This is a genomic window from Streptomyces sp. NPDC102462 (assembly GCF_044765425.1).
GTDB lineage: Bacteria > Actinomycetota > Actinomycetes > Streptomycetales > Streptomycetaceae > Streptomyces.
This window is the reverse complement of record NZ_JBIWKB010000039.1, coordinates 38,351-63,171: the sequence shown is the minus strand read 5'-3', so window position 1 is coordinate 63,171 and position 24,821 is coordinate 38,351. Positions and strand designations below refer to the sequence as shown.

The following is a 24,821-nucleotide window of genomic DNA, read 5'->3' as shown; positions in this document are numbered from 1 at the left end:
CGTGAGCGAGTTGGGTGCCCGGCCTCTGAGTGAGGCCGCAGGCCCCCGCGGCCGACGGGGCCCGGGGAAGGGCGAGGGGCCCGCCCGTTTTCTTCTCTGCACCACGAAAACCCACCGCGGAGAAGAAAGAGAGAACACAGCGTGCCCCATGACTTCAACCAACGGATCATCGAGGAGTTCCGCGCCCACCACGGCCGTCTGAGCGGCCCTTTCGAGGGCGCCCGCATGCTCCTGCTCACCACGACGGGCGCCCGCACCGGCACCCGGCACACCACCCCGGTCGGCTACCTCCCGGACGGCGGCGACCGGGTCCTGGTGATCGCGTCGGCGGGCGGCTCCCCCAGGCACCCGGACTGGTACCACAATCTCCTCGCGCACCCCCGGGTGACCGTCGAGAGCGGGGTGTTCGCCTACGAGGCGGAGGCGGTCGTCCTGCGCGGCGGGGAACGGGACGCGGCCTTCGCGCGGGCGGTGGAGGCCGACCCGGGCTGGGCGGAGTACCAGCAGAAGACGGACCGGGTGATCCCGGTGGTCGCCCTGCACGAGATCGCCAAGGCCGGCCCGCCCGAGGTGAGCGCCGACTCGCCGGGCGAGGCGATCCGGCTGATCCACGACGTCTTCCGGCGCGAACTCGCCCTGGTCCGGGCGGAGCTGGACCGGGGGAACGGGTCCACGCTGGGCGCGCAGCTGCGGGTGATCTGTCTGACCCTGTGCCAGGGCCTGCACAACCACCACCAGGGCGAGGACGCCGCCCTGTTCCCGCAACTCGCCGATCGGCACCCGGGGTTCGCGTCGGCGCGCGAGCGGCTGGTCCGTGAGCACGAGCGGATCGCCGAGCTGACCGGGGAGTTGCGCCGTGCGGTCTCGACGCGTGACCCGGCCGCCGCGCGCGCCGAGGTGCTGCGCCTGACCGAGGAGCTGGAGGCCCATCTGGCCTACGAGGAGGAGCAGTTGCTCCCCCTCCTGGAAGCCGCCGTGGCCTGACCGCGGTCACCGATCCGCCGCACCGCTGCCCCGCGACTCCGCTCCCGGCCACGAGGCCCCCTCACGCCAGGGCGCGGGCCAGGTACGGGTTCGCGGTGGGGCGGGTCGGCAGGCCGAGGGAGCCGGTCGCCGCGGCCAGTGTCATGGCGTACGAGTCCACGGCCCGGCGGACGTTGGGCGCGTCCAGGCTCGCTCCGGTCACCAGGCGGTCGAGGTCGACGTACGCCGACCGTACGATCTCGATCCACCGGTACACCCGCCAGTCCCGCCGCCAGTCGACGGTGTGCCGCTCGGGCAGCCGCTCCTCCCAGCGGCGGAACATGCGGTCGCGGATCTCCGGCCGGGTCGGGGTGAGATGCATGTGCCGGACCAGGTCGTAGAGCGGGTCGCCGACGACGGCCATCTCCCAGTCGATGAGGGTGAGCGCCAGCGCGTCCTCGCGGCGGACCAGGTTCCAGGGGTTCAGATCGCCGTGCAGCAGGGCGGGTTCCCGGTGGCTCACGGTGTGCCGGGCCAGGATCTGCCGCAGCCGGGGTGCGTCGGGCAGCCCGAGCAGCCGGGCGAGCTGCTGGGACTCCTTCGGCAACTCCCCCACCAGCAGGACGAGTTGTTCGCACAGCCAGTGGTAGAACCCGCCCTCGCCCGCGGCCGGGTCGAGTGCCTTGTAGTTCACCTGCGTCAGGGCGCCGAGCTGGTCCACGAGCCGGTCCGCCTCGTGCGGCAGCAGTCCGTGCACCGGGTGGTTGGGGGGCTGGTCGGTGCGGCGCGGTCCTTCGTAGGTGTGGATGGCGAACCGTTCTCCCTGGTAGCCGGTCCCCAGGGCGAGGAACTTCGGTGCGGACACCCCGACCCGGGACAGTTCGATGGCCCGCAGGACGGCGTGCTCGCTCAGGAAGCCGCGCTCGCGCCGGCAGACGTTGGCCACCTTGCGCCGTACCACGACGGGGAAGCCGATGCCCGGCACCCGCACCACGGAATTGAGGTGCCCGGTCCCCTTGAAGACGCGGCTGGCCGGCGCGGCACCCTCGGCGAACAGGGCCGGGCGCACGGCGGAACGGGGGAAGTCGGGGTGCTCGGGCGCCCGCAGGTCGGGGTTCCAGTCGCTGACCTTCGCGGACAGGCCGAGGCCGCCGTTGCGGGCGGCACGCCAGCGGAACAGGATCCGCTCGATCTCCCGCTCGTCCGGCACGTTGCGGAGCCTGAGCGGTTCGGCCGCCGCCTCCAGGGCGCGGCGCACCGCGGCTGTCGCGTCGTCCAGGCTCTTCTGGTCGGGTGCGGCCTGGAGCCGGTTGGCGGCCCGCATCACGTCCGGGTAGACGGACTGCGCGCGTTCGAAGGCGATGTAGTGGCGCAGGTCCTTGCCCAGGCCGCTCACGGCCGCGGGGCGGATCAGCCGCATGGCGTCCGCCCAGGCGTCGATCACCTCTCCCCACTGGTGGGACGGGTACTGCATGCGCACGAGGTGCGTGGCGAGGTCGTGCAGCGGATCGCCGTAGGTCGCCAGTTCCCAGTCGACGCAGATGAGGGGCGGAAGCCCGCTGTACGACATGATCAGGTTGTCGCGGTGCAGATCGGCGTGGAGCAGGCTGTACGGTCGGCGGGCCATGGCGGGGACCCGCTCGGCCAGCCGGATCAGGGCGTCCTCGGGGATGCCCAGCGCGGTGAGCAGCCCACCGAAGGCCCGCCAATTGGGCTGCCTGATCTGCCGGTCCGCCAGGTGCGCCAGGGTCTGCAGGAAGCCCTGGCTGTCCTTGTCGTTGCGCGGCCAGAGGGCCGGCAGCGGTGGCAGCGCCTCCCGCCGTACCTGGGCCATCTGGGCGAGCAGGCCGGCCAGCGCCTTGATGAGCAGGGTGTCGACGGGTTTGCCGTTGTCGCACACGCTGGACAGGGGGATGCCCTCGACGTAGCTGTGGATGGCGTAGCCGTCGCCCTTGGCGAGGCATTCCGGGACGTGCGGCAGGATGCCCCGCAGGGCGTCCAGGATCTCCGCCTCGTCCTGCCAGGTCCTGATCACCACGGGCAGCGCGTCGGCCCGGCGGATCCGTACGGTCACCGAGGTGCCGGCCTCGCGGCCCAGCAGCCGGGCCACGTCGTCGGCCAGCGGCAGGACGTAGTTCTGGTTGTGGTGTCCGCTGCTCGCCTGTCCCAAGTCCGCGGCCCGCTCCACGAAGACGCCGATGGCGTCTGATCCGGCGCGTTCCCCGTAGTGCCGATGGGGAAGAGGAGGTGCGCCCACTGGCCGCTCCGGGTGACTCGCAGGAGGGACGAAAGGTATGCCACACAGTAATGGCGGGTGCTGACGGGCACGACCGGAGTCAGATGTGAGTACGCACAACGGGTGGTTGGGGTGCCACTTCACGTTCAGGTCGTTCGGGTCGTTCTGGACGGATCGGTTCGCCGTCCCTTGGGCGACGGGGACGTCGTCCGGCGGTGCGCGAATGGTAGCGCACCCGCCTGCCCCTCCCCGGCAGCGGCGCTATTCGGCGAGCTTGTTCCAGACCGAGTCGAACCACGACTGCATGCCGGCCACGAAGACCGAACCCGACGAGTTCGGGTCGGCGTCCGTGACGTGGTGGGTCAGGGTGGCGCCGAGCCCGAGGACGTCGAGGGCGGTGATCACCTCGCCGGTGTCCAGCTCCATCTGACGTTCGATCACGTCGTACATGCCGTGCAGCGCCTCGGTGCCGTTGAGCAGATAGAGCTTGAAGGCCGGGACCAGCGGTACGTGGCGGATCTGCACGTCGACCGAGTCCACCAGCTCCTCGGTGGACAGGTCCTTCACCAGGCCGCGCAGCGAGTCCGTGTGGCGGCGGCTGATGGCCGTCAGGCGCACTCTGGGGCGCTCGTCGGCCGGGTCGTCCTTGACCCGTGGATACGGCAGCCGCAGCCCTTCGGAGGGCAGCAGCATGCGCAGGGCGATGCGCTCCGGGTGGATGAAGCCGCCGCGGATGCGCTCCACCTGGAGGCGGATGTGGGCGTCCAGCGACTCGGACGTCAAGGTGTAGACGTCCAGGGTGACTTCGGGCTGCTCGAACGCCTCGCTGATGAGGGGGCCGAGCGTCACGCCCCGGCTGGTGCGGGTGGCCCTGGGCGTCGGGGAGTGTATGCGCTGGGTCTTGGCCACCCGCCAGCCGCTGCCCTGCCGGGAGGCGATCCAGTTCTCGCTGGCCAGTTCCCGCAGCGCCCGCTGGACCGTGTCCCGGGAGACGTCGAACTCCTCGGCGAGGTCGCGTTCGGAGGGCAGGAAGGAGCGCAGCGGATAGGTGCCGTCGGTGATCCGGGTCCGCAGTTCGTCGGAGACCCGCTGGAACTTCCGGCCTCCGCCGCTGTCACCGGTGTGTTGCGCATCCACGACTCGACCGTACCGCTTTCGGGCCACTGGCAAACCAATTCCCCCACCGGAAGGGCGCATTGGCCGATCGGTTAACCGATCAGCCAACTGGGGCAGACCATCATCAGACAACCAGTCCAATTGGACTGATCATGGATGGGACGCCGAAACTGGATAGGGGGTGGCAGGCATGCTTCTGCCTCAGGTCACCGGGGCGCTCCTCGAACTCTTCCTCGGCATGGCGGCACAGGCGAGGCTCGGGCTCGTGGGCGTGCTGCTGCTGATGACGGTGGGCATGGGCATACGGGCGCAGCGGGTGGGTCTGGCGGTCGGGACCGCCGTGGTGTTCACCCTGCTGATGACTCAGGCCTGAGCGCGCACCAGGGCGAGGATCGTCGACAGTGAGTGCACGACGGCCGTGGCGCCCGCGTCACGGAGGATCTTCTCCTTGCGGTCGTTACGCGCGTAGCCCAGGAACGGAACCTTGGCGGCGTTCGCGGCGGCGAGGTCCGAGGGGGTGTCGCCGATCATCAGGGCCGCCGAGGGGGCCGCGCCCATGGTGCTCAGGGCCCGGTTCAGGCAGTGCGGGTCCGGCTTCAGGTGCTGGAGTTCCTGGGTGCGGCCGTAGACGTGCGGGACGAAACAGGAGGTGAGGCCGCGGCTCAGCAGGTATTCACGCACCACCCGCGGGGAGTTGTTGGTGGCGATGGCGAGCCGGGAGCCGACCGCCGTCCAGGTGCGGATCAGCGGGTCGGCGTACGCGGTGGGCATCGCCGTGGCCGTGGCCCGCAGCTCCTCCTGGGTCAGGCGCTCCTCAAGCTCGGCGACCAGGTCGCTGCCGGGGTGTCTGCGGTCCACGGCGCGCAGCACGACGTGCGGATCCAGGGACTCCCGTTCCGGATCCGTGAGCAGTCCGTGCAGGCCGCGTCCCTCCAGCCACTCCACGAGGTCGACCGCCACGCGCTCCGCCGTGTGTCCGGCGAACAGCCGGCAGATCGGCCCGTCGAAGTCCCAGAGCACGACGCGGGCGCCCGCGATCAGCTCCCTCAGCTGCTCGGTCGCGTCCTGGGTGGCGTGCTGGATCCCGCTCGCGCTGTCATTTTCGGTCCCGGATGTCACCGGTTCGGTCTGCGTCGTATCAGAAGTCACTAGGAGAGTGTCAGGTCCGACGTGATGGTTTCCCAGAGGGCGTCGAACCACTTCTGCGATTGCTCCACGAACGCGGCGTCCCGCTGCCCGGCCCGTTTCTCGAAGGAGAACAGGACGGACTTGGAACCCAGGGTGTCGTACATCTCCAGCGTCCCGCTGTCCGTGGGCTCCTCGCGGCGCGCGACCATGTAGTAGCCGATCAGCGCCTCCGCCCCGTTGAGCAGGTACAGCTTCACCGGCGGGGTGAAGGGCAGCGCACGGAACGTGACGTGCACGTCGACGTCGTGCGTGGAGCGCAGCGAGTGGAGGTTGTACGTCAGGACCTGCCCCTGGGCGTTGCGCATCGCCAGCCAGCGCTGGTGGACCGGGTCCTCCTCGCCGCGCCCCTCGACCGGGACCGGGAAGGCGAGGTTGATGTCCCTGGACGGCAGCAGGATGCGTACGTCGAGCTTCTCCGGGCGGATGCGGCCCTCATGGATCTGGCGCAGGGGCTCGCTCATCGCCAGCATCAGGGTCTCGGCGGTGAGACAGACGGCGTCGACGCGCACGCGGGGCGCCGAGAACGCCTCCGCCAGCCGGGGGCCCAGTCCGACCATGGTCGGCTGGGGCTCGTCACGCGCGGGCGCCGGCTCGGCGACCCGCGGCGGGCTGCCCTTGCTGACGTTGCTGAGCAGGCCGTCGTCCTGGAGCACGCGCAGCGCCTGGCGCACGGCGCCGCGCTCGACGCCGAACTCCTCGGCCAGCTCGGCCTGGGTGGGCAGCCGGTCGCCGGCCTTCAGCTCTCCGACGCGGATACGTTCCCGCAGGGTGTCCGCGATCTCCTGGGGAGTGAGCCTGCTGCTGCCGTTCACTGCCACGTTCTCCTGGGTCACGACCAAACGCTACAACTTCGATCCATCTAACGGGAGTTGCCAAGAAGTTGTTTATGGATAGTAGCCAAGTGGGGACAACCTAAGCAGAGTTGGTTGCCAACTTGGCCGAGTTGGCTGAATTGGCGGAAGTTTTGCTTCCTGGCAACCCGAAGGGGGAACCACCGTGCCCGCCCTCGCCCTCATCTCCGCCGTGTTCGTCGTCGGCTTCGAACAGCTCGTGCAATGGAAGTACGGTGCCACCGGCATTGCCGGCCTGCTGCTGCTCACCATAGGCGTCAAGGCGAAGAGCCCGGCGGTCAGCTCGGCCGGCGCGGTACTGCTCGCCGTCCTGCTGGCCGGTCCCGCCCTATGACGACAGCTGCAGATCCGAACTGATCGTCTCCCACAGCGCGTTGAACCACAGATGGGACTGCTCGACGAACGTCGTGTCCCGCAACCCGGCACCCTGCTCGAAGCCGAACAGCATCGACCGGGTGCCGTCGGAGTCGTACATCTCCAGATGCTCGTGCTCGATCTCCCGCTCACGCCGGGACAGCGTGTAGTAAGCGAACAGCGCCTCCGCGCCGTTGAGCAGGTACAGCTTCACCGGCGGGGTGAACGGCAGCGCACGGAACGTGACCCGCACGTCGATGCCGTGCGTGGCGCGCAGCGCCAGCAGGTTGTGCTGCAGCACCTGGCCCTGCGCATTGCGCTGGGCCAGCCAGCGGCGGTGCAGCAGGCCCGCCGCCGACGCCTCCACCGGGGCCGGGAAGGCGAGGTCGATGTCCCGGCTGGGCAGCAGGACGCGGACGTCGACCTTGGCCGGTTTCAATCGGCCGGCGTGGATCTGACGCAGCGGCTCGCCGATCGCCAGCGTGAGCGAGACGGAGGTCAGGCACAGGGCGTCGATCTCGACGTGCGGGGCCGCGAAGGCGGCCGCCACCCGGGACGCGAGGGCCACCATGGTGGGCTGCGGAGGGGCCGCGGGACCGGCCGGGACGCGGCCGAGGCCGAGGTCGGGGGCCACGGTGGCGGGTGCGCCCTTGGAGACGTTGGTGAGCAGCCGCTCCGACTGCAGGATGCGCAACGCCTGCCGTACGGCGCCGCGCTCCACGCCGAACTCATCGGCCAGCCTGGCCTGTGTGGGCATGCGCTGGCCTGGGCGGAGCACGCCCGACCTGATCCTGGCGCGCAACTCGTCGGCCACCTCGTGGTGTGACTTCTGTGACCGCTGTGACCTCTCCCGCTCAGTGGCGGGGGCGTGTTCCGGGTCCACGAAGAAACCCTACAACTTCCCGCCATCTTTCGGCAGTTCATGGGAAGGTGGTTATGAGCCGCTTCCAAGCGGAGATAAGTACAGTGAAGTTGGTAGCCAACTTAGGCAACCTGGTCATACTTCCCGGTGGTTGGCCGACCGGGCTCCCTTCCGGAGGGGAGCCGGGAGCCTGGTCGGTCCGGCTCGACCGTGTATCGAACCGCCGCCGCCGGTGCACAGCCACAACTGAACACCGACAACTGAACGATCGCGGCCCAGCAGCCGTACAGCACAGTCACAACTGAACAAGCTCGCTACGGATGAACACGGATGAACACCGCTAGACACGGTCGGCCGGGAGGAAGGAGTCAGAAGAGGTCCGGGCACCACGGTCGCCCGGGCGTGTGCAGCAGGGCGTCGGCCATCTGGGCGGCGCCCTCTCGTACTTCCCGGACACGGCCCAGCGCCAGCAGCCGCGCGGCCGACTCGTCACCGAGCCACAGCGTGGCCAACTCGGCTATGTCCAGGACCAGTTCCGCCTCGTCGTCGGTCGGTGTGCAGCTTGCGCCGGCCGGCGAGGCGGCCAGCCGGAACCGGCCGCCCGCGATGCCCTGCCGGTCGACGACCTCCAGCACCAGCGTGCCGGTGCCGGCGTACGTACGGGCCTCCAGCGCCCGTACCACGTCCAGGACGCGCACCCACAGCCAGTCCGCGTGGGTCGTGACCCGGGCCGCGCGCGGGTCCGGCAGCAGCAGCGGGAGCAGGTCGTCCGGTGCGCGCGGGCCGCTCTTGACCTTGGTGATCCAGTCGATCGAGCACAGGTAGTGCCACAGGGCGCGCTCGGCCGCCGGCGTCGAGGCGATCAGCCAGTTCACGTCGGCGGTGTTCTGCGGCTGCTTGCCGTGCCAGACGTCGTCGGCCTGGTACGAGACCAGGCCCTCCACGTCGCCGGAGGCGGAGCGGTAGGCGACGAAGTACGGCTCGGTCCAGTCGTTGAAGCGTACGGCGCCCGTGTTGGCCTGCCACCACAGGTCGTCGCGGCTCACCGCGCCGGGCCGGGCACGGCGTACGCGTTCGTGCAGCTCCGGGCCCGCCTTGCGGACCTCGGCCGCGTCCACCAGGTCGATACGCGCGCCGTCCGCCGGGCCCGACCAGCGGGGGTCGAGACCGGCGCGGGGCACATCGACCGTCCACTCCGTGGTCCAGGTCGCGGGGCCGAAGCCGTAGCGGCCGTAGATCGGGTACTCGGCGGCGATGAGCGTCGCGACGACGTCACCGCGGTCCTTCGCCGCGGCCAGGTCCAGGCCCATCATGCGGGTGAGCAGGCCGCGGCGGCGGTGCGTGGGAGAGACGGTCACATTGGAGATCGCGTCCGCGGGGACGGTGGCGCCGCCGACAGCGGTGATCTCCTGGGCGAAGGAGCGGAACGTGGCGACACAGCGGTCGCCGTCGAAGGCGCCCAGGAGGCGGCCGGGGACGAACTGGGGGCGGCGCGCCTCCAGTTGCTCGGGGGTCGGGGTGGGCGGGCGCAGGAAGCCGGTGTTCAGGGCGCGGTGCCAGTCGGGCAGCTCGGTCTCGGTGACGGGGCGGACGTCGGTCATGGGGTCACGGTAGGTGCGGGGCGCTCCGCTGTCTCGGCGTTTTGCGCCTGCCCACCCACCCACCCACCCGACTCGCCCCTCCACCCAGTCACCCCCACGGGGCTCCGCCCCGGACCCCAGCACCCCACGCAGGCGCCCCGCCGCGCGGTCCCGGCACCGGACGACCACCCCACCCCGGAAACTACCGCCCCACCGCCCCACGCAGCCCCGCGGGGCCCGCCCCGGACCCCGTCACCATGACCGCGCCACCGCCTCATCCCCGACGGCCAACCAGCGCCGCGGCCCCGCCGCTCCCAAACCCACCCCCACGGGGCTCCGTCCCGGAGCCCGTCACCCCGGGGTCGTGGAGGACCCCGGGGTCAGAGGAGGAGGTCGTCCACCTGGGCCTCGCCGTCTCGGTAGCGGCGGGTGATTTCCGCGCCGCACTCGTCCGCCGTGCGCTGGAGGTGGTGGCGGCGGCGGGATGCCTGCCGTTCGTAGCGGACGAGGCGGCCCATCGCCGTGCTGAGTTCCTGGTCCGTGCGGGCCGTGAGATCGGACAGCTCGACCTCGGCGAGCATGTCCGCGGCCAGCCGCCGGTACTCCTCGCCGTGCGGCGTGCCCACCGTGACATGGCGGGCCGAGGAACGCTGCCGGGCCGGGGCGTCGGTGAGGATCTCCGGGAGGCGGTCGACCACGGACGCCGCCTCGGCCGCGGCGACGGACGCCGGCCCCCGCCGGGCCAGCTCCGCGCGCAGGATGTCGATCCGCCCCTGCAGCAGCCGCCGTACGTAACTGAGGTCCGCCTCGTCGCGCTGGGCGTCCCGGCGCAGGGCGCGCAGCTCGGGCAGGCTCAGCAGGGTCAGGTCGGGCTCCGGAGTGTCCGGGTCCAGCGTCGGGCTGTCGTGGCGCTGGACGGGTGGCCGGTGCGACTCCTGCCCGCCCGTCAGGGCGGCCGCGATCGCACCGGGCGGCTGCCCGATACTCGGTGTGCTCATGTGCCTCTACCGTCCCCTCGACCGGCGTACGGGAGCATCGTGCCACCCCAAGTGGCCGCTCTGCGGCCGAGTTGCCCCCTAACGGCCCCAGATGGGGGGTTAAGGCGCAAAAATCGGCTCGCCGACAGGTCCTTTCGGCCCACCCGCGGACCGGTCCCGGACACCCGGCATCATGGTCGGCATGCGTGCAGTGGTGCAGAGGGTGGACGGCGCGAGTGTCGTCGTGGACGGTGAGACGGTCGGGGCGATCGAGGGCGAGGGCCTGTGCGTCCTGGTCGGGGTCACCCACGAGGACACCAAGGAGAAGGCGGCGCAGCTCGCCCGCAAGCTCTGGTCGCTGCGGATGCTGCAGGACGAACGGTCGTGCAGTGACATCGGCGCCCCGCTGCTGGTGATCAGCCAGTTCACGCTGTACGGGGACGCCCGCAAGGGACGCCGGCCCACCTGGAACGCGGCGGCACCCGGCGATGTCGCCGAGCCGCTGGTGGACGAGGTGGTCGCGCAGCTGCGTGCCCTGGGCGCGACGGTGGCGACGGGCCGGTTCGGCGCGCAGATGCGGGTCTCGCTGACGAACGACGGCCCGTTCACCGTGCTGCTGGAGATGTGAGTCCCAGGAAGCCCGAGAGGGCCTGTCAGGGCTCGACGACGGTCTCCTGGGCCGCCGCCGTGTCCCCGGCCATCAGCCGCGCGTCCACCGGCACGTTCCGCTTGACCAGGGCAAGGGCGACCGGCCCCAGCTCGTGGTGGCGCACGGACGTCGTGATGAACCCGACCTTGCGGCCGTCGGGGTCCTCGTCCGCGAGCCGGATCCCGGTGCCTTGCGGGGGCAGGTGCACCTCGCTGCCGTCGAGGTGCAGGAAGACCAGGCGGCGCGGCGGCTTGCCCAGGTTCTGCACCCGGGCGACGGTCTCCTGGCCGCGGTAGCAGCCCTTCTGCAGATGGACCGCGGAGCCGATCCAGCCCAGCTCGTGCGGGATGGTGCGGTGGTCGGTCTCGAAGCCGAGGCGCGGCCGGTGCTGTTCGACGCGCAGCGCCTCGTGGGCGAGGATCCCGGCGGGCGGGCCGGCCTTCTCGGCGTACGACTCCAGGTCCGCGCGCGGCAGGAACAGGTCACGGCCGTATGCCGTCTCGCGGACGACGACGCCGTCCGGGGCCTCGGCGATCGAACCGGCGGGGAGGTGGACGACGGCGAAGTCGCCCGTGCGGTCGGCGACCTCGACCCGGTAGAAGAACTTCATCGATTCCAGGTACGCGATCAGCGCCTCCTGGGTGCCGGGCTCCACATGGGCCCAGACCGTGTCGCCGTCGTCCACCAGGTACAGGGCGTGTTCGATGTGGCCGTGCGCGGACAGGATCAGCGCCTCGGTGGCCTCGCCCGCGGGCAGTTCGCTGACGTGCTGGGTGAGGAGGAGGTGCAGCCAGCTCAGCCGGTCCGCACCGGAGACGGTCACCACACCGCGGTGCGAGAGGTCGACGAAACCGGTGCCGTCGGCGAGGGCGCGCTGTTCGCGGAACAGGTCGCCGTAGTGGGCGGCGACGCCTTCGTCCGCACCCTCGGCGGGGACGGCGCCGGGCAGGGACAGCAGGGGGCTCTTCATGCGACAAGCCTACGACTTGGTAGTTGAATACTTGAGGGAGCAGTCGCGGCACCGGCCGAAGATCGCGAAGTGCTTCATGTCCGTGTCGAAGCCGAAGTTCGCGCGCAGCTTGGCGGTGAACTCGGCGGCGACCGACACGTCCGCCTCGATGACGTTCTGGCAGTCCCGGCACACCAGGTGTATGTGGTGGTGGCGGTCGGCGAGGTGGTAGGTCGGGGCGCCGTGACCGAGGTGGGCGTGCGAGACGAGGCCCAGTTCTTCGAGCAGTTCCAGCGTGCGGTAGACGGTGGAGATGTTGACGCCCGACGCGGTCTTGCGCACCTCCACGAGGATGTCGTCGGGGGTCGCGTGTTCCAGGGTGTCCACGGCTTCGAGCACGAGTTGCCGCTGCGGCGTCAGCCGGTAGCCGCGCTGCCTGAGGTCGCTCTTCCAGTCGGTGCTCACCACACCCCCAGTCTAGGGCGGCACGCCCCCCCCACACACCGCACCCACCCGGACACCCGACGCGATCGGTACTGTCGACCCCAGCACCGGCCTTCGATACGGAGGAAGCCCCATGACCGCTCAGTATCCGGAATCGCGCCATGAGCCGCTGATCCCGATGCCTGCCCTCACCCCCGAGGGGCTGCGCACCGCGGTGGAGAGGCTGACACCGAGCCGTGTGCCGGCGTTCGTGCAGGATCTCGTCCAGGCGACGACCAACGCCCAGCAGGCCCAGTCCCTCGCCCCGCTGCGCACCTTCGTCCACACCTGGGGCGTCTTCGTCGCCGTCCAGCGCCACCCGGCCCGCGCGGCGCGACTGCGTCACCTGGAGGAAGTGATCAGCGCGGGAGCGGAGGACCCGACGGACGCCATCGCGGAAATCCGGTCCATCCACGCCGCGGCGGAGGCGGAGGCCGGCCTGTGAGCGACTGGAAGTAGGACTACAACCCCAGTGAGGAGTACCTGACCGCGGGGCTCCCGGTCGGTGTGGTGGCGGAGGTGGAACGGATCGCCACGGAACTGGCTGTGCTCGGCCATGACACCGAAGCGGCGGGCAGCAGGCCGGAGGGGAAGCCCGGCGGGCTGAGGAACTTCCCCATCTTCGGCGGCCGCGGGTTCATCCAGTTCCTCGCGGTCCCTAGGCACGAGTGCGTCTACGTCTGCAACATCGTGTGGAACGGATGAGTGGGGCTTACTTGAAGAAGGTGATTCCGTTGTCCGGGAGGTCGTCGGGGAGGGCCTTTGCCCAGCGCTCGACCTCTTCGGGGGTGACGACCTTCTTCAGGTGGGCGGACATGTAGGGGCGCAGAGCCACCTCGGGGGTCTGCTTCTCCCCGACCCACATCAGGTCGCTGTTCACATAGCCGTACAGCCGCTTGCCGCCGGTGTAGGGGCGGGCGCCGGCCGTCCGCGCCACCGCGTCCGTGACCAGGTCGATCTGCGGCTTCTTTGCGGCAAGCTCGCCGTACCAGATCTCGATGACACCGTCGTCACGGGTCATGGTGACCTCGACCTTGCGGTCGGCGTCGATCCGCCAGAAGCCGGACTCCGACTCCAGCGGGCGGACCTTGTTCCCGTCCTTGTCCAGCACCCAGGTGCGGGAGCGGTACTCCAGGAAGTCCCGGCCGTCGTGGCCGAAGGTGACCTCCTGGCCGAAGTTGCACTTCTCGGAGCCGGGGAAGTCGTGCACGCCCGCGCCGGCCCAGTCGCCGAGCAGGAAGGCCAGGGGGACCAGGTCCTTGTGAAGGTCCGACGGGATCTCGATCATGAGCGGTGGTTCCTGGATCGGTTCGGGTACGGGCTCAGCGCTGGCCCTGGTACAGCTTCTTCACGGCCAGCCCGGCGAACGCGAGGACGCCGACGCAGACCAGGACCAGCAGGACTTCGAAGAACGTTTCCACGGGTGCTCCTTGAGCGAGGGTGGCATACAGGGCCGAGGCGGCCCCAGCTTACGTCAGCCCTCCTTGGCTTCGGCCTCCAGCATCATGTACCGCCGGTACTGCTCCTCCACCACCTCGGGGCTGCCCGCAGTGGCGCAGGCTCACGCCCCGTTCGTGTCGTAGAAGCCGTAACGCCTCCGCGAAACGCTTCCTCGGTTCCTGGCTGCGGCCCGTGATCACTCGTCTCGGTGGCATCGTGCTCTCGCACGCCTTGCCCCAGATCTCTTCACAGCGTGCCAGGATCTCGTCGTTGAACACGCCGCGCCGGCACTTTGACACGACGACCAAGTGCACATGCATCGCTGGAACAGCGTGCCTGCCCCCCCTGTAGTCCGTTTTGCTCATACATGAGACCAGTGGTGGCTAGGGTCTACGTCATGCAGCTCCGCTACAACTACCGGGCCTACCCGGATGCCGCTCAGCGCCGTGCGCTGGCGAGTGCGTTCGGGTGCGCCCGGGTGGTGTGGAACGACTGCCTGCGCGACCGCAGAGAAGCGCACGCGGCGGGGCTGCCGTACCTGAAGTCGGCAGGACTCTCCCGGCTGCGCATCACCCAGGCCAAACGCACCGAGGAACGGGGCTGGCTCGCCGACGTGTCAGCGGTCGTCCTGCAGCAGTCCCTGCGGGACCTTGATGCCGCCTACAAGAACTACTTCGACAGCCTCAACGGCAAGCGCCAGGGCCGGAGGATCGGGCCGCCCCGGTACAAGTCGAAGAAGGACGCCCGGCAGTCGATCCGTCTCAACACCAACGCCTTCTCCCTCCAGGACAACGGCACGGTGTACGTGGCCAAGGTCGGCAACCTCAAGGTCACGTGGTCCCGGCGCCTTCCAGCCGCCCCGACTTCTCTCACCGTCGTCAAAGACAGCTGCGGCCGGTACTTCCTCAGCTTCGTCGTGGACACCGAGCCGGACATCCTCCCGCAGGCGGAGACGGACGCCGGTCTCGACCTCGGCCTGTCCGCCTTCGCCGTCCTGTCGGACGGCAGCAAGATCGACAGCCCCCGCTTCCTGCGCCGGGCGGAGAAGAAACTCAAGCGCCTTCAGCGGGAGCTGTCCCGCAAGCAGAAAGGGTCGAAGAACCGGGCCAAGGCCCGCATCAAGGTCGCACGCCAGCACGCCAAGGTCGCCGACCGACGCCGGGACTGGCACCACAAGGCATCCACACAGATCATTCGCGACAGCCAAGCGGTGTACGTGGAAGACCTCGCGGTGTCCGGCCTCGGCCGCACCCGGCTCGCCAAGTCCGTGCACGACGCGGGATGGTCCGCGTTCGTCCGGATGCTGGAGTACAAAGCGGTCAAGCACGGCCGCACCTTCGCCAAGGTGGACCGGGCCTTCCCGTCCTCCCAGGTCTGCTCCGCCTGCGGTTTCCGGGACGGCCCCAAGCCCCTGCACGTCCGGCAGTGGACGTGCGGCGCGTGCGGCACCGTGCACGACCGCGACCACAACGCAGCCCGTAACGTCCTCTTCGAAGGACGCCGTATCGTCGCCGCCGGACGGGCGGAGACGCTAAACGCCTCGTGGAGTGCCGGTAAGACCAGGACGAAACTCCCGGCACAGCGCGTCGAAGCAGGAAGCCCCTGGAAGGGTCAGACGACCCAGGCCGGAATCCCTGGACTTGAGGTCAGGGAGCACGTCAAGATTCGGGTATGGCGAAGAAGCTCGTGATCAAGGTGACGGCGGGGGGCGATGCCCCCGAACGCTGCTCGCAGGCGTTCACGGTCGCGGCGGTGGCCGTGGCCAGCGGGGTCGAGGTGTCCCTGTGGCTGACCGGCGAGTCGTCGTGGTTCGCGCTGCCGGGCCGGGCCGCCGAGTTCGAGCTGCCGCACGCCGCCCCGCTGCCCGATCTGCTGGAGTCCATCCTGGCCGGCGGCACGGTCACCCTGTGCACGCAGTGCGCGGCCCGCCGTGAGATCACGGAGAAGGACGTCGTCGAGGGCGTACGGATCGCGGGTGCGCAGGTCTTCGTGCAGGAGGCGCTGGGCGACGACACCCAGGCACTCGTCTACTGAGAACGCACCGGAAAGACAGCGCCCCCAAGGCGCCGCGGACGGACCGCGGCCCGTAGCGGTACGTCCAGCGGAGCGCTCAGTGGCGTTTCTTGCCGTCCAGCTCGTCCCACCACGCGTCGGACTCCGGGTCGCCCGACGGGTCGTCCCACCAGCGGTCCTCGGGGCCGCGCCGGTTGGCGATCATCGCGGCGACGGGCGGGATGACCATGGCCACCACGCACATCGCGACGGCCGCCGGCACGGACCAGATGCGCACGACCCCCCAGGCCAGGACGAAGAGCGCGATGCACACGCCCATCATGGCGAAGTACAGGTGACGCCGCCGTGCGTACATAACTCCAGGGTAGGTCCCGACAGGCCGGAGGGCCGCGCCCGGGCGTTGGGCCCGTGGGGCGCGGCCCTTGGGCCGTATGCGCTCGCTCAGACCGCGATCGCGACCTCCGCGAGGCCGCCCTGCTGGGCGACGACGGTGCGGTCGGCGGTGCCGCCGGGCACGAGGGCGCGGACGGTCCAGGTGCCCTCGGCCGCGTAGAAGCGGAACTGTCCGGTGGCGGAGGTCGGGACCTCAGCGGTGAACTCGCCGGTCGAGTCCAGGAGCCGGACGTAGCCCGTCACCGGCTCGCCGTCGCGGGTCACCTGGCCCTGGATCGTGGTCTCACCGGGCTTGATCGTCGAGGCGTCCGGGCCGCCGGCCTTCGCTCCACACATACTGCTTCTCCAGAGGTCAGAGGTCTGAGGTCTTGACGGGTCGGGTCGGCTACTTGCCGGCGCCCAGCTCGATCGGCACGCCCACCAGGGAGCCGTACTCGGTCCAGGAGCCGTCGTAGTTCTTGACGTTCTGGACGCCCAGCAGCTCGTGCAGCACGAACCAGGTCAGCGCGGAGCGCTCACCGATGCGGCAGTAGGCGATGGTGTCCTTGGCGAGGTCCACGTTCTCGTCGGCGTACAGCTCCTTCAGCGCGTCGTCCGACTTGAAGGTGCCGTCGTCGTTGGCGTTCTTCGACCACGGGATGTTCTTGGCGGACGGGACGTGCCCGGGGCGCTGCGACTGCTCCTGCGGCAGGTGCGCCGGGGCGAGCAGCTTGCCCGAGAACTCGTCGGGGGACCGGACGTCGACGAGGTTCTGCGAGCCGATGGCGGCCACGACGTCGTCGCGGAACGCGCGGATGGACGTGTCCTGCGGCTTGGCCTTGTAGTCGGTCGCGGCGCGCTCGGGCACCTCGGTGCCGTCGACCAGCTCGCGGGCGTCCAGCTCCCACTTCTTGCGGCCGCCGTCGAGGAGCTTGACGTTGTCGTGGCCGTACAGCTTGAAGTACCAGTACGCGTAGGACGCGAACCAGTTGTTGTTGCCGCCGTAGAGGATCACCAGCGTGTCGTTGGCGATGCCCTTCGCCGACAGGAGCTTCTCGAAGCCCTCCTGGTCGATGAAGTCACGGCGGACCGGGTCCTGGAGGTCCTTGGTCCAGTCGATGCGGATCGCGTTCCTGATGTGGTTCTTCTCGTACGCGGTCGTGTCCTCGTCGACCTCCACGACGGCGATGTTCGGGTCGTCGAGGTGCTCCTGCAACCAGTCGGCGTCGACCAGGACGTCGCTGCGGCTCATGCTCTTTCTCCTCCGGGGCAGTTGCGGCGGGGCGTGCGAGTGCGTGGGGCGCGGACTCCCGGGGGGAGCGCGCACGGGTGCCCTCTGCTGGGCGGTCGAAGAACGCGGAAGTCGGGGCTCCCGCTCAGAAGGGGCGACAGAGCATGGCGGAGACGCGGCACAGGTCTACTGCCCGCCGCTTCGTGAGGTCCGCCTGTCGCTTCATGGCGTCGATCGTAGGGACGGACGGGCGGGCATGTCACCGGTGTGTCGCATGGTGAGATGCGTTCGTCCGCGATGTGGGATCACGGGAGTGCCGGGCCGCCCCGCACGCGCCGCGCGGGCCGCCGCGGGGCGCCCGGCATCTGCGCTACGGACATGGACGTCTCGCCTGTCGGACGCTCGGTGTCTGCCCGTCGGCCGCCTTGGGCCGCCGAGGGCCGCGCGGCGATGCCCCGGGGCCGCCCGTGGTGCGTCGCGGCGGTGGCCGGCGCTGTCCGTCCTACCCGGCCAGCCGGACGTTCGAACCCTTCACCGTGATCTCGACGCCGTCCGGGGCCGCCCGCACCGTGTCCAGCTTGATGCCACCGGGCAGCTGGTCGATGGCCTGCTGGAAGTCGGTGATCTCCCGGACCCGGTCCTCGGCGAGGTCCGCACCGCCGAACTTCGGCAGGGTGTCGGCGTGCACCCGCACCGAGTCGCCCTTGACGGTGACCGTGCTCAGCACGGAGACGGGGTTGGGCAGCCTGGCGCCGAGGACCGTGGCCTCCACCGAGACCTTGATCTTGCCGTTGCCGCCGTCGGAGAGGCCGATCACGCGGGCGGTGACACCGGGGGCGACCTCGGTGGTGTCGGACTTGGCGGTCTTCAGCAGCTCGTCGTAGGCGATGGTCGCGGTGCCGTCGGCGGTGGCCGCGGTGGCGGAGCTGAAGTCGCCGGAGAACTCGACGCCCTTCATGTGCGCCTTCAGGTCGTCGATGCGGACGCTCTGTCCGTCGGTGCCGGTGGGGGCCTGGTAGTCCTTGATGCCGACCTCGACGTCGTCCAGCGAGCCGCCGGCCAGCTGGGTGAGGAAGGGGAAGCCGTTGATCGACACGTCCGGGGTGGCGGACAGGTTCTCCGTCGTCCTGAGCTTGTCGGCCGCCTCGCCCTGTGCGAAGTGGACCGCGACGCGGTCGACGATCACGAACAGACCGCCGAGGATCACGACGACGATCAGAAGTATTCGCAACGCGCGCATGGGGTCCCCCACCTAGGCAGTCGGCATCGCAGCCACGGTATCCCCGGGCGGGGCCGGTCCCCGGGTTTTGTCGATCACCTGTGACGTGCGCGGTCAGCCCAGGGCGCGGCCGAGGACCCACACCACCGGCGCGGCGGCGCTCAGCGGCAGTGCCACACCCGCCGTGAAGTGCACGAACCGGGACGGGTAGTCGTAGGCGGCCACGCGGTGTCCGACGAGCGCGCACACGCCCGCCGCCGCGCCGACGAGGGCGCCCTTCGCGCCGAGACCGGTCATCTGGCCGACCGCGATGCCGGCGCCCGCCGCCGCGAGCAGCGAGACGGCCACGGACGCCGGGGTGGGCAGCGGGAGCGCGCGGGCCAGGACCGCCACGGCCACGGCGGCGGCACCGACCGACGCGGTGTGCGGGTCGGCGCCCAGGTAGCCCGTGGCGATGACCGCGAGCGCGGTGGCGGTGACCGTCGCCATCAGCCCGTACATCCGCTCGTCCGGGTCGGCGTGCGAGCGCAGTTGCAGGACCAGGGCGAGCAGGATCCACACGCCCAGCGGGCCGAGGATGGCCGCGGGCGCGTGCTCACGGCCCGCGACCAGCAGCGTCACGTCCGCGGTGAGCGCTCCGGCGAAGGCGAGCGCGATGCCCTGCCGGGCGGGCCACATGCCGTTCAGCCGGAACCAGCCCGCCGCGGTCACGGCCTGGAGCACGATCAGCGGCACGACCAGGGCGTACGAGCCGACCGCCGCCGTGCCCGCGAGCAGCAGGCCGAGCAGCGCGGTGAGCGCCGCGGGCTGCATCCCCGGGTCGATGATCGGGGAGCGGCCCTCCAGGCGGGCCCGCTGGGCGTCGGTGACGCGGGCGTTCCCGGCGAGGGTGGCGGGGCCGTACGCGGGCCCTGCCGTACGCGGGGCGGCGGCCGGGGCCTGGGCGGGCGCCTCCTGCGCCATGGGCGCCCCGTGCGGCTCGTGGGGCACATGAGGGGCGGCGGGGGCGGGTGCGGGGGCCTGGGCGGCGTAGCCGTGCGCCGGCAGGTACGCGGTCGGCGCGGCCTCCTCGGCCGACGGCAGCGGCGCGTGCACCTGGGTCTCCCAGGTCTGCCCCTGCCACTGCTGGGTGAGCTGCGGGTCGTACCCGGACTGGTCATAGCCCGACTGGTCGTAGCCGGACTGGTGGTGACCGGCCTGGCCATGACCGGGCTGCCCGTACCCGGACTGGCCGGACTGCCCGTACTGGTCGTAGCCCTGGTGCGCGGGCCACGCCTGCGGGACCTGGTGCCCGGTCTGGTGGGGCTGCTGCTGCCGGTAGGGGTCGTACCCCTCGTACGGACCGCCGTCATACGGCTGCTGGGTCATCGCTCACCCTCCTGCGAATGGCGGGAGCACCTCGACCGTGCCGCCCTCGGCCAGCCGTACCGTCTCATGCTCGCGGGTCCCCACCGGGTCGCCGTCGACCAGGAACGAGCATCGCCGCAGCACGCGCGGCAGTTCGCCGGGATGCCGCGCGCGCACCGCGGCCAGCGCCTCGGCGAGGGTCGCCGCGTCATGGGCCTCCTCGGCGACCCCGGCCGCGGCCTTCGCGGCGGCCCAGTAGCGCACCGTGACCTTTGCCATCTCGTCCTCAAGTCCGTGTGTACATCAGTACGTAAGTCTCAACACGCCAGGCTAGCCCGCCCGGACGGCCGCCCAGTCCCCGATCCGGGCCAGCAGGGCATCGTCGGCCGCGTGCTCGGCGTGGCCCATGCCGGGCTCGAGCCACAGTTCCCCGTGGTCACCGGAGGCGGCGGCCAGCATCCGGGGGTGATCGAGCGGGAAGTAGCCGTCCCGGTCGCCGTGCACGATCAGCAGCGGGGTCGGCGCGATCCGCGGCACCGCCTCCACCGGGGACAGCGGGACCGGGTCCCAGTCGCGGTGGTGGATGCGGGTGCGGAACCCGTAGCGGCCGACCAGGCGGCCCTCGGGGCGCGTCACCAGCCAGTGCACCCGGCGCATGGGCGCGGTGCCCCGGTAGTACCAGCGGGCCGGGGCGCTCACCGCGACCACGGCGTCGGCACCCGGGTGCAGCGCCGCGTGCCGCAGCACCACCGAGCCGCCCATGGAGAAGCCGACGGTGACCACGCGCGCGTGCCCGAGCGCGCGGGCCCACTCCACCGCGGCGGCCAGGTCCAGCACCTCCCGGTCGCCGACCGTGGAACGCCCGCCGGACGCCCCGTGACCGCGGAACGAGAAGGTGACGACCGCGCCCCTGCGGGCGAGGACGGAGGCGACCCGGCGCACATGCGGCCGGTCCACGTCCCCGGTGAAACCGTGGGCGACGACGAACACCAGGTCACGGGAGGGTGGCGCGGAGGAGTCGTATACGACCGCACCCGGGTCGTATACGGAATCGAGGAAAACCCCGTCGGCCGTGCGCAGAAACGTCCGCAAAGGTGCCCGTCTGCTCGTTCCGGAGCCCTGATGAATGAGGGAACGTGCCACATGACCTGCCGGACCGTTGCTCATGTCGGCTATTCTGCTGGGCAGAGGACTCGGGCAGCGTAGCCCCCGGGTCCTTTTGTGCTTTCGGAAGCGTTGTATACGAAGCGGGAAACCGCAGGTGTACGGGGCCTTCGGGATCGCAGAGCAGTTCCCGCCGCACACGTCCTCGCAGGGACCGAGGAGGAACCAGACACATGAGTTCTCTGCTGCTCCTGACCAACGCCCTCCAGCCGTCGACGGAGGTGCTTCCCGCCCTCGGACTGCTGCTGCACAACGTGCGGGTGGCCCCGGCCGAGGGACCCGCCCTCGTCGACACCCCGGGCGCCGACGTCATCCTGATCGACGGCCGCCGCGACCTCCCCCAGGTGCGCAGCCTGTGCCAGCTGCTGCGCTCCACCGGCCCCGGCTGTCCGCTCGTCCTCGTCGTCACCGAGGGCGGCCTCGCCGCCGTCACCGCCGACTGGGGCATCGACGACGTGCTCCTGGACACGGCCGGCCCCGCCGAGGTGGAGGCCCGCCTCCGGCTGGCCATGGGCCGCCAGCAGATCGTCAACGACGACTCCCCGATGGAGATCCGCAACGGCGACCTGTCGGTCGACGAGGCGACCTACTCCGCCAAGCTCAAGGGCCGGGTCCTCGACCTGACCTTCAAGGAGTTCGAGCTCCTGAAGTACCTCGCACAGCACCCGGGCCGGGTCTTCACCCGGGCCCAGCTGCTCCAGGAGGTCTGGGGCTACGACTACTTCGGGGGCACGCGGACCGTCGACGTGCATGTGCGGCGGCTGCGGGCCAAGCTCGGCCCGGAGCACGAGTCGCTGATCGGAACCGTCCGGAACGTCGGTTATCGATTCGTTACTCCTGAGAAGGGCGACCGCGCCGCGGACGAGGCGAAGGCCAAGGCGGCCCGGCCAAAGCCGGAGGATGCGGACGCATCGGCCGTCCTCGACGGCAGCGAGGTCAAGGCCGAGGCGTAGCCACGGCCCGGGTGGGGCGTTGCTCGCGCACAGGCAAGCCACGACAGGCCCTGCCCAGCGCGGATCTCTCCGCGTAGACTCCGCGCGTGGCCAAGGTGACTCGGGATGACGTGGCGCGGCTGGCGGGCACTTCCACCGCCGTGGTCAGCTACGTCATCAACAACGGACCCCGGCCGGTGGCCCCGGCCACGCGCGAGCGTGTCCTCGCGGCGATCAAGGAACTGGGGTACCGGCCCGACCGGGTGGCCCAGGCCATGGCCTCGCGGCGCACCGACCTCATAGGACTGATCGTGCCGGACGCGCGCCAGCCCTTCTTCGGGGAGATGGCCCACGCGGTCGAGCAGGCCGCCTCCGAGCGCGGGAAAATGGTGCTCGTCGGCAATTCCGACTACATCGGCGAGCGCGAGGTCCACTATCTGCGGGCCTTCCTCGGGATGCGGGTCTCCGGTCTGATCCTCGTCTCGCACGCGCTCAACGACCTCGCCGCCGCCGAGATCGAGGCGTGGGACGCCCGGGTGGTGCTGCTGCACGAGCGGCCCGAGGCCATCGACGACGTCGCCGTCGTCACCGACGACCTCGGCGGCGCCCAGCTCGCGGTGCGCCACCTGCTGGAGCACGGGTACGAGTACGTCGCCTGCGTGGGCGGCACGGCCGACACACCCGCCGTCGGCGACCCGGTCTCCGACCACGTCGAGGGCTGGCGGCGCGCCCTGGACGAGGCCGGCATCCCCACCGAGGGCCGCCTCTTCGAAGCCCCGTACAACCGCTACGACGCCTACCGGGTCGCCCTGGAGATCCTTTCCGGGCCCGATAGGCCGCCCGCGATCTTCTGCTCCACCGACGACCAGGCGATCGGCGTGCTGCGGGCCGCGCGGGAGCTGCGGCTCGATGTGCCGGGACAGCTGGCCGTGGCCGGCTTCGACGACATCAAAGAGGCGGCCCTGGCCGACCCGCCGCTGACGACGGTCGCCTCGGACCGGTCCGCGATGGCACGGGCCGCCGTGGACCTCGTCCTCGACGACGGCCTGCGCGTGGCCGGCTCGCGCCGGGAGCGGCTGAAGACCTTCCCGTCCCGACTGGTGCTACGCCAGTCCTGCGGCTGTGTGTGAGGTTTCTCAGGCGTCCATGAGGGCTTTCTGAGAGGCGCCGCCCCGCTGCGAGAGCCGTCTTTATATCGGGCAAACGAGGTTCTGCCGGGCTTCTCAGGGAGCGCTCAGGAACCTCTCATGGTGGCGGGCAAAGCTCTATGGCATGACCGAGAGCCTCCGCAGCAGCGGCGCGTACGAGAACCCCCAGGGTGACGCCCACCAGGGCGCGTACCCCCAGCAGCACGCCTCCTCCCCCGTGAACCCGGAATGGCCGCCCCCGCCCGCCCACCGGCCCGCGGAACCGGTCTCCGTCGAGCCGGGCACCACCGTGTGGCCGGGCGGCGGGGCCGCCGCCACGACCACGCCGCTCGCCGCCGACGCCGGTCGGGGCGGCGCCGGCGGGCACGACGGCGGAACCGCTCTCCTCGCGACCGCGCCGGGCGGCGACGGCGGGGCGCCACAGGCGCCGCAGTCCGCGCACTCGCCGCACTCGCCGCACAAGAAGCGCGCCCGGGGGCCGATAGGGCTGCTGGCCGCCGTGGCGATCGTCGCCGCGGCCGTGGGCGGCGGCACGGCGTACGGCTTCCAGGAGCTGACCGGCAAGGACTCCGCCCCGGTCAGCAGCACCGCCACCCAGGTGGTGCCCTCCAGCAAGAAGGGCGATGTCGCCGCCATCGCCGCCGCGGTCAGCCCGAGTGTGGTCGAGGTCAACGCGACGCTCGCGGGCGGCTCGTCCACCGGATCCGGCGTGGTCATCACCTCCGACGGCGAGATCATCACCAACAACCACGTCGTCTCCGGCGCCTCGTCGATCAAGGTGCGGACCAGCGAGGGCAAGGAGTACACGGCGGACGTCGTGGGCACCGACAGCTCCAAGGACCTCGCCCTGATCAAGCTGCGCGACGCCTCCGGTCTGAAGGCCGCCTCCCTCGGCGACTCCTCCGGGGTGCAGGTCGGCGACACGGTCGTGGCGATCGGCTCACCCGAGGGGCTGACCGGCACCGTCACCAGCGGCATCGTCTCCGCCCTGAACCGCGACGTGACCGTCTCCACGGACGAGAGCCAGGGGCAGGGCCGCGGCGACGGCCGGTGGCCGTTCCAGTTCGGCGGCCAGGAGTTCAACGGCGACACGGGCTCCTCCACCACCACGTACAAGGCCATCCAGACCGACGCGTCCCTCAACCCCGGCAACTCCGGCGGTGCCCTGATCGACGCGGGCGGCAACATCATCGGCATCAACTCCGCGATGTACTCGGCCACCGACTCCTCGTCGTCCTCGGACGCGGGCAGCGTCGGCCTCGGCTTCGCGATCCCCGTCAACACCGTCAAGTCCGACCTGGCCAAGCTGCGGGCCGGCGCCACCGGCTGAGCGGGCGGGGGCGGAGAGCGCAGCGCACACGCGAGAACACGACGGGCCCGGAGCACGAAGGGCTCGGCAGCACGAAGAGCTAGGGAGCACGTCATGATCAACACGATCGAGCAGATTTCGCACCCGGCGGCCGGACTCGCCCCGGTCTGCACCGCCCTGGCCCTTGAGGTGGCGTACGAACTCCACGCGCCCCGGCCGCCGGCCCGGGCCACGGAGGTCGCCACCCCCGAACTGATGGGGCTGCGCCTGCCCGCCGCCCGCCCGCACCGCCACAAGGTCCCCCTGAAGCGCCTGACCGCCGTCCACGCCTGAGCCCGCCCGAGCCCGGACCGGCCGCCCCCGCCCGGACCGGTTCCCGGTGCCCCGGGCCCGCGACGCGGCGCGCGAGAGCCGAGCCCGGCGCTCCACCCGCGGCCG

The 24,821-nt window shown here is 71.0% G+C and carries 30 protein-coding genes and 1 pseudogene; 12 read left to right on the top strand and 19 right to left on the bottom strand.

What is annotated here, in order from left to right:
- The first annotated feature begins 141 nt into the window (after window positions 1-141).
- On the top strand, window positions 142-984 hold the full coding sequence (locus ACIRFL_RS28905; protein ID WP_404034086.1) for a nitroreductase/quinone reductase family protein: 843 nt from the start codon (window positions 142-144) through the stop codon (window positions 982-984).
- Between the two features lie 61 nt (window positions 985-1,045).
- Here the strand turns inward: ACIRFL_RS28905 and ACIRFL_RS28900 are convergent, their stop codons facing one another.
- Window positions 1,046-3,220: a phosphotransferase gene (locus ACIRFL_RS28900; protein ID WP_404034084.1), complete on the bottom strand. Its 2,175-nt coding sequence runs from the start codon at window positions 3,218-3,220 to the stop codon at window positions 1,046-1,048.
- Between the two features lie 240 nt (window positions 3,221-3,460).
- The gene (locus tag ACIRFL_RS28895) at window positions 3,461-4,336 is read right to left on the bottom strand and encodes a GntR family transcriptional regulator (RefSeq protein WP_404034082.1); all 876 of its coding nucleotides are present in this window, start codon (window positions 4,334-4,336) and stop codon (window positions 3,461-3,463) included.
- Between the two features lie 169 nt (window positions 4,337-4,505).
- Between ACIRFL_RS28895 and ACIRFL_RS28890 the strand changes: the two genes are divergently transcribed.
- Window positions 4,506-4,688, top strand: coding sequence for a hypothetical protein (locus tag ACIRFL_RS28890; protein ID WP_404034080.1), 183 nt, complete (start codon window positions 4,506-4,508; stop codon window positions 4,686-4,688).
- Here the strand turns inward: ACIRFL_RS28890 and ACIRFL_RS28885 are convergent.
- Window positions 4,679-5,515 (bottom strand): HAD family hydrolase, encoded by an 837-nt coding sequence (locus tag ACIRFL_RS28885; RefSeq protein ID WP_404034078.1) that lies wholly within the window; start codon window positions 5,513-5,515, stop codon window positions 4,679-4,681. The two genes, ACIRFL_RS28890 and ACIRFL_RS28885, sit on opposite strands and share 10 nt — an antisense overlap.
- A complete protein-coding gene (locus ACIRFL_RS28880; RefSeq protein ID WP_404034076.1) occupies window positions 5,464-6,342 on the bottom strand; it encodes a GntR family transcriptional regulator in 879 nt (292 codons plus the stop codon). Before ACIRFL_RS28880 ends, ACIRFL_RS28885 begins: the two co-directional genes overlap by 52 nt.
- A gap of 157 nt (window positions 6,343-6,499) precedes the next feature.
- Here ACIRFL_RS28880 and ACIRFL_RS28875 point away from each other — a divergent pair, with 157 nt between their 5' ends.
- The gene (locus ACIRFL_RS28875; protein ID WP_404034074.1) at window positions 6,500-6,688 is read left to right on the top strand and encodes a hypothetical protein; all 189 of its coding nucleotides are present in this window, start codon (window positions 6,500-6,502) and stop codon (window positions 6,686-6,688) included.
- Here the strand turns inward: ACIRFL_RS28875 and ACIRFL_RS28870 are convergent.
- The 3 genes from ACIRFL_RS28870 to ACIRFL_RS28860 all read right to left on the bottom strand — a co-directional run bounded on the left by ACIRFL_RS28870 (window position 6,683) and on the right by ACIRFL_RS28860 (window position 10,148).
- The gene (locus ACIRFL_RS28870) at window positions 6,683-7,591 is read right to left on the bottom strand and encodes a winged helix-turn-helix domain-containing protein (RefSeq protein WP_404034072.1); all 909 of its coding nucleotides are present in this window, start codon (window positions 7,589-7,591) and stop codon (window positions 6,683-6,685) included. The genes ACIRFL_RS28875 and ACIRFL_RS28870 overlap by 6 nt on opposite strands.
- Window positions 7,592-7,938: 347 nt before the next feature.
- The gene (locus ACIRFL_RS28865; RefSeq protein WP_404034070.1) at window positions 7,939-9,171 is read right to left on the bottom strand and encodes a GNAT family N-acetyltransferase; all 1,233 of its coding nucleotides are present in this window, start codon (window positions 9,169-9,171) and stop codon (window positions 7,939-7,941) included.
- Between the two features lie 359 nt (window positions 9,172-9,530).
- The gene (locus ACIRFL_RS28860) at window positions 9,531-10,148 is read right to left on the bottom strand and encodes an aerial mycelium formation protein (protein WP_404034068.1); all 618 of its coding nucleotides are present in this window, start codon (window positions 10,146-10,148) and stop codon (window positions 9,531-9,533) included.
- A 181-nt stretch (window positions 10,149-10,329) separates the two neighbouring features.
- Here ACIRFL_RS28860 and dtd point away from each other — a divergent pair, with 181 nt between their 5' ends.
- A complete protein-coding gene (gene dtd, locus ACIRFL_RS28855) occupies window positions 10,330-10,755 on the top strand; it encodes a D-aminoacyl-tRNA deacylase (RefSeq protein WP_404034066.1) in 426 nt (141 codons plus the stop codon).
- A 25-nt stretch (window positions 10,756-10,780) separates the two neighbouring features.
- Here dtd and ACIRFL_RS28850 read toward each other — a convergent pair whose 3' ends face one another.
- Both ACIRFL_RS28850 and ACIRFL_RS28845 read right to left on the bottom strand, forming a co-directional pair.
- Window positions 10,781-11,746 carry a YgfZ/GcvT domain-containing protein gene (locus tag ACIRFL_RS28850; protein ID WP_404034064.1) on the bottom strand — a complete coding sequence of 322 codons (966 nt, stop codon included), beginning with the start codon at window positions 11,744-11,746 and terminating at the stop codon, window positions 10,781-10,783.
- Between the two features lie 9 nt (window positions 11,747-11,755).
- Complete coding sequence (locus ACIRFL_RS28845) at window positions 11,756-12,193, bottom strand: Fur family transcriptional regulator (protein WP_404034062.1); 438 nt, start codon at window positions 12,191-12,193, stop codon at window positions 11,756-11,758.
- Between the two features lie 109 nt (window positions 12,194-12,302).
- On the opposite strand from ACIRFL_RS28845, the gene ACIRFL_RS28840 reads away from it, so the two are divergent.
- Entirely contained in the window at window positions 12,303-12,653 is a 351-nt protein-coding gene (locus tag ACIRFL_RS28840; protein ID WP_404034060.1) for a DUF6247 family protein, read from the top strand.
- A gap of 65 nt (window positions 12,654-12,718) precedes the next feature.
- On the top strand, window positions 12,719-12,913 hold the full coding sequence (locus ACIRFL_RS28835) for a hypothetical protein (RefSeq protein WP_404034058.1): 195 nt from the start codon (window positions 12,719-12,721) through the stop codon (window positions 12,911-12,913).
- 7 nt (window positions 12,914-12,920) lie between these two features.
- On the opposite strand, the gene ACIRFL_RS28830 is transcribed toward ACIRFL_RS28835, so the two are convergent.
- A complete protein-coding gene (locus tag ACIRFL_RS28830) occupies window positions 12,921-13,496 on the bottom strand; it encodes an FABP family protein (RefSeq protein ID WP_404034056.1) in 576 nt (191 codons plus the stop codon).
- Window positions 13,497-13,694: 198 nt separating this feature from the next.
- Window positions 13,695-13,863, bottom strand: a pseudogene (locus ACIRFL_RS28825) (XRE family transcriptional regulator); the annotation flags it as partial.
- A gap of 182 nt (window positions 13,864-14,045) precedes the next feature.
- Here ACIRFL_RS28825 and ACIRFL_RS28820 point away from each other — a divergent pair.
- On the top strand, window positions 14,046-15,338 hold the full coding sequence (locus ACIRFL_RS28820) for an RNA-guided endonuclease InsQ/TnpB family protein (RefSeq protein ID WP_404034054.1): 1,293 nt from the start codon (window positions 14,046-14,048) through the stop codon (window positions 15,336-15,338).
- Window positions 15,320-15,682 carry a DsrE family protein gene (locus ACIRFL_RS28815; RefSeq protein WP_404034052.1) on the top strand — a complete coding sequence of 121 codons (363 nt, stop codon included), beginning with the start codon at window positions 15,320-15,322 and terminating at the stop codon, window positions 15,680-15,682. Before ACIRFL_RS28820 ends, ACIRFL_RS28815 begins: the two co-directional genes overlap by 19 nt.
- 76 nt (window positions 15,683-15,758) lie before the next feature.
- Here ACIRFL_RS28815 and ACIRFL_RS28810 read toward each other — a convergent pair whose 3' ends face one another.
- The 8 genes from ACIRFL_RS28810 to ACIRFL_RS28775 all read right to left on the bottom strand — a co-directional run bounded on the left by ACIRFL_RS28810 (window position 15,759) and on the right by ACIRFL_RS28775 (window position 20,997).
- Window positions 15,759-16,016 carry a DUF3099 domain-containing protein gene (locus ACIRFL_RS28810; RefSeq protein WP_404034050.1) on the bottom strand — a complete coding sequence of 86 codons (258 nt, stop codon included), beginning with the start codon at window positions 16,014-16,016 and terminating at the stop codon, window positions 15,759-15,761.
- A gap of 86 nt (window positions 16,017-16,102) precedes the next feature.
- The gene (locus tag ACIRFL_RS28805; protein ID WP_004986406.1) at window positions 16,103-16,390 is read right to left on the bottom strand and encodes a DUF1416 domain-containing protein; all 288 of its coding nucleotides are present in this window, start codon (window positions 16,388-16,390) and stop codon (window positions 16,103-16,105) included.
- A gap of 49 nt (window positions 16,391-16,439) precedes the next feature.
- On the bottom strand, window positions 16,440-17,285 hold the full coding sequence (locus ACIRFL_RS28800) for a sulfurtransferase (RefSeq protein WP_404034048.1): 846 nt from the start codon (window positions 17,283-17,285) through the stop codon (window positions 16,440-16,442).
- A 124-nt stretch (window positions 17,286-17,409) separates the two neighbouring features.
- Window positions 17,410-17,490 (bottom strand): putative leader peptide, encoded by an 81-nt coding sequence (locus tag ACIRFL_RS28795; protein ID WP_362163317.1) that lies wholly within the window; start codon window positions 17,488-17,490, stop codon window positions 17,410-17,412.
- 276 nt (window positions 17,491-17,766) lie between these two features.
- Window positions 17,767-18,504, bottom strand: coding sequence for a DUF2993 domain-containing protein (locus ACIRFL_RS28790; protein WP_404034046.1), 738 nt, complete (start codon window positions 18,502-18,504; stop codon window positions 17,767-17,769).
- 93 nt (window positions 18,505-18,597) lie between these two features.
- On the bottom strand, window positions 18,598-19,851 hold the full coding sequence (locus ACIRFL_RS28785; protein ID WP_404034044.1) for a hypothetical protein: 1,254 nt from the start codon (window positions 19,849-19,851) through the stop codon (window positions 18,598-18,600).
- Window positions 19,852-19,854: 3 nt separating this feature from the next.
- Window positions 19,855-20,109, bottom strand: a complete 255-nt coding sequence (locus ACIRFL_RS28780) for a MoaD/ThiS family protein (protein WP_404034042.1) — start codon at window positions 20,107-20,109, stop codon at window positions 19,855-19,857.
- Window positions 20,110-20,160: 51 nt separating this feature from the next.
- A complete protein-coding gene (locus tag ACIRFL_RS28775) occupies window positions 20,161-20,997 on the bottom strand; it encodes an alpha/beta hydrolase (protein ID WP_404034040.1) in 837 nt (278 codons plus the stop codon).
- A 170-nt stretch (window positions 20,998-21,167) separates the two neighbouring features.
- On the opposite strand from ACIRFL_RS28775, the gene ACIRFL_RS28770 reads away from it, so the two are divergent.
- From ACIRFL_RS28770 to ACIRFL_RS28755, 4 genes are all read left to right on the top strand, one after another.
- Window positions 21,168-21,947: a winged-helix domain-containing protein gene (locus ACIRFL_RS28770; protein ID WP_404034038.1), complete on the top strand. Its 780-nt coding sequence runs from the start codon at window positions 21,168-21,170 to the stop codon at window positions 21,945-21,947.
- An 86-nt stretch (window positions 21,948-22,033) separates the two neighbouring features.
- The gene (locus tag ACIRFL_RS28765; protein ID WP_404034036.1) at window positions 22,034-23,056 is read left to right on the top strand and encodes a LacI family DNA-binding transcriptional regulator; all 1,023 of its coding nucleotides are present in this window, start codon (window positions 22,034-22,036) and stop codon (window positions 23,054-23,056) included.
- A 142-nt stretch (window positions 23,057-23,198) separates the two neighbouring features.
- The gene (locus ACIRFL_RS28760; protein WP_404034034.1) at window positions 23,199-24,404 is read left to right on the top strand and encodes a S1C family serine protease; all 1,206 of its coding nucleotides are present in this window, start codon (window positions 23,199-23,201) and stop codon (window positions 24,402-24,404) included.
- Between the two features lie 93 nt (window positions 24,405-24,497).
- Complete coding sequence (locus ACIRFL_RS28755; protein WP_404034032.1) at window positions 24,498-24,716, top strand: hypothetical protein; 219 nt, start codon at window positions 24,498-24,500, stop codon at window positions 24,714-24,716.
- Window positions 24,717-24,821: the final 105 nt, after the last annotated feature.

Coding starts and splice junctions, on each gene's coding strand:
- ACIRFL_RS28815 (WP_404034052.1), top strand. CDS start 15,320: ATGGCGAAGAAGCTCGTGATCAAGGTGACGGCGGGGGGCGATGCCCCC.
- ACIRFL_RS28795 (WP_362163317.1), bottom strand. CDS start 17,490: ATGAAGCGACAGGCGGACCTCACGAAGCGGCGGGCAGTAGACCTGTGC.
- ACIRFL_RS28755 (WP_404034032.1), top strand. CDS start 24,498: ATGATCAACACGATCGAGCAGATTTCGCACCCGGCGGCCGGACTCGCC.
- ACIRFL_RS28840 (WP_404034060.1), top strand. CDS start 12,303: ATGACCGCTCAGTATCCGGAATCGCGCCATGAGCCGCTGATCCCGATG.
- ACIRFL_RS28890 (WP_404034080.1), top strand. CDS start 4,506: ATGCTTCTGCCTCAGGTCACCGGGGCGCTCCTCGAACTCTTCCTCGGC.
- ACIRFL_RS28830 (WP_404034056.1), bottom strand. CDS start 13,496: ATGATCGAGATCCCGTCGGACCTTCACAAGGACCTGGTCCCCCTGGCC.
- ACIRFL_RS28805 (WP_004986406.1), bottom strand. CDS start 16,390: ATGTGTGGAGCGAAGGCCGGCGGCCCGGACGCCTCGACGATCAAGCCC.
- ACIRFL_RS28850 (WP_404034064.1), bottom strand. CDS start 11,746: ATGAAGAGCCCCCTGCTGTCCCTGCCCGGCGCCGTCCCCGCCGAGGGT.
- ACIRFL_RS28860 (WP_404034068.1), bottom strand. CDS start 10,148: ATGAGCACACCGAGTATCGGGCAGCCGCCCGGTGCGATCGCGGCCGCC.
- ACIRFL_RS28800 (WP_404034048.1), bottom strand. CDS start 17,285: ATGAGCCGCAGCGACGTCCTGGTCGACGCCGACTGGTTGCAGGAGCAC.
- dtd (WP_404034066.1), top strand. CDS start 10,330: ATGCGTGCAGTGGTGCAGAGGGTGGACGGCGCGAGTGTCGTCGTGGAC.
- ACIRFL_RS28790 (WP_404034046.1), bottom strand. CDS start 18,504: ATGCGCGCGTTGCGAATACTTCTGATCGTCGTCGTGATCCTCGGCGGT.
- ACIRFL_RS28775 (WP_404034040.1), bottom strand. CDS start 20,997: ATGAGCAACGGTCCGGCAGGTCATGTGGCACGTTCCCTCATTCATCAG.
- ACIRFL_RS28810 (WP_404034050.1), bottom strand. CDS start 16,016: ATGTACGCACGGCGGCGTCACCTGTACTTCGCCATGATGGGCGTGTGC.
- ACIRFL_RS28760 (WP_404034034.1), top strand. CDS start 23,199: ATGACCGAGAGCCTCCGCAGCAGCGGCGCGTACGAGAACCCCCAGGGT.
- ACIRFL_RS28865 (WP_404034070.1), bottom strand. CDS start 9,171: ATGACCGACGTCCGCCCCGTCACCGAGACCGAGCTGCCCGACTGGCAC.
- ACIRFL_RS28780 (WP_404034042.1), bottom strand. CDS start 20,109: ATGGCAAAGGTCACGGTGCGCTACTGGGCCGCCGCGAAGGCCGCGGCC.
- ACIRFL_RS28770 (WP_404034038.1), top strand. CDS start 21,168: ATGAGTTCTCTGCTGCTCCTGACCAACGCCCTCCAGCCGTCGACGGAG.
- ACIRFL_RS28785 (WP_404034044.1), bottom strand. CDS start 19,851: ATGACCCAGCAGCCGTATGACGGCGGTCCGTACGAGGGGTACGACCCC.
- ACIRFL_RS28820 (WP_404034054.1), top strand. CDS start 14,046: ATGCAGCTCCGCTACAACTACCGGGCCTACCCGGATGCCGCTCAGCGC.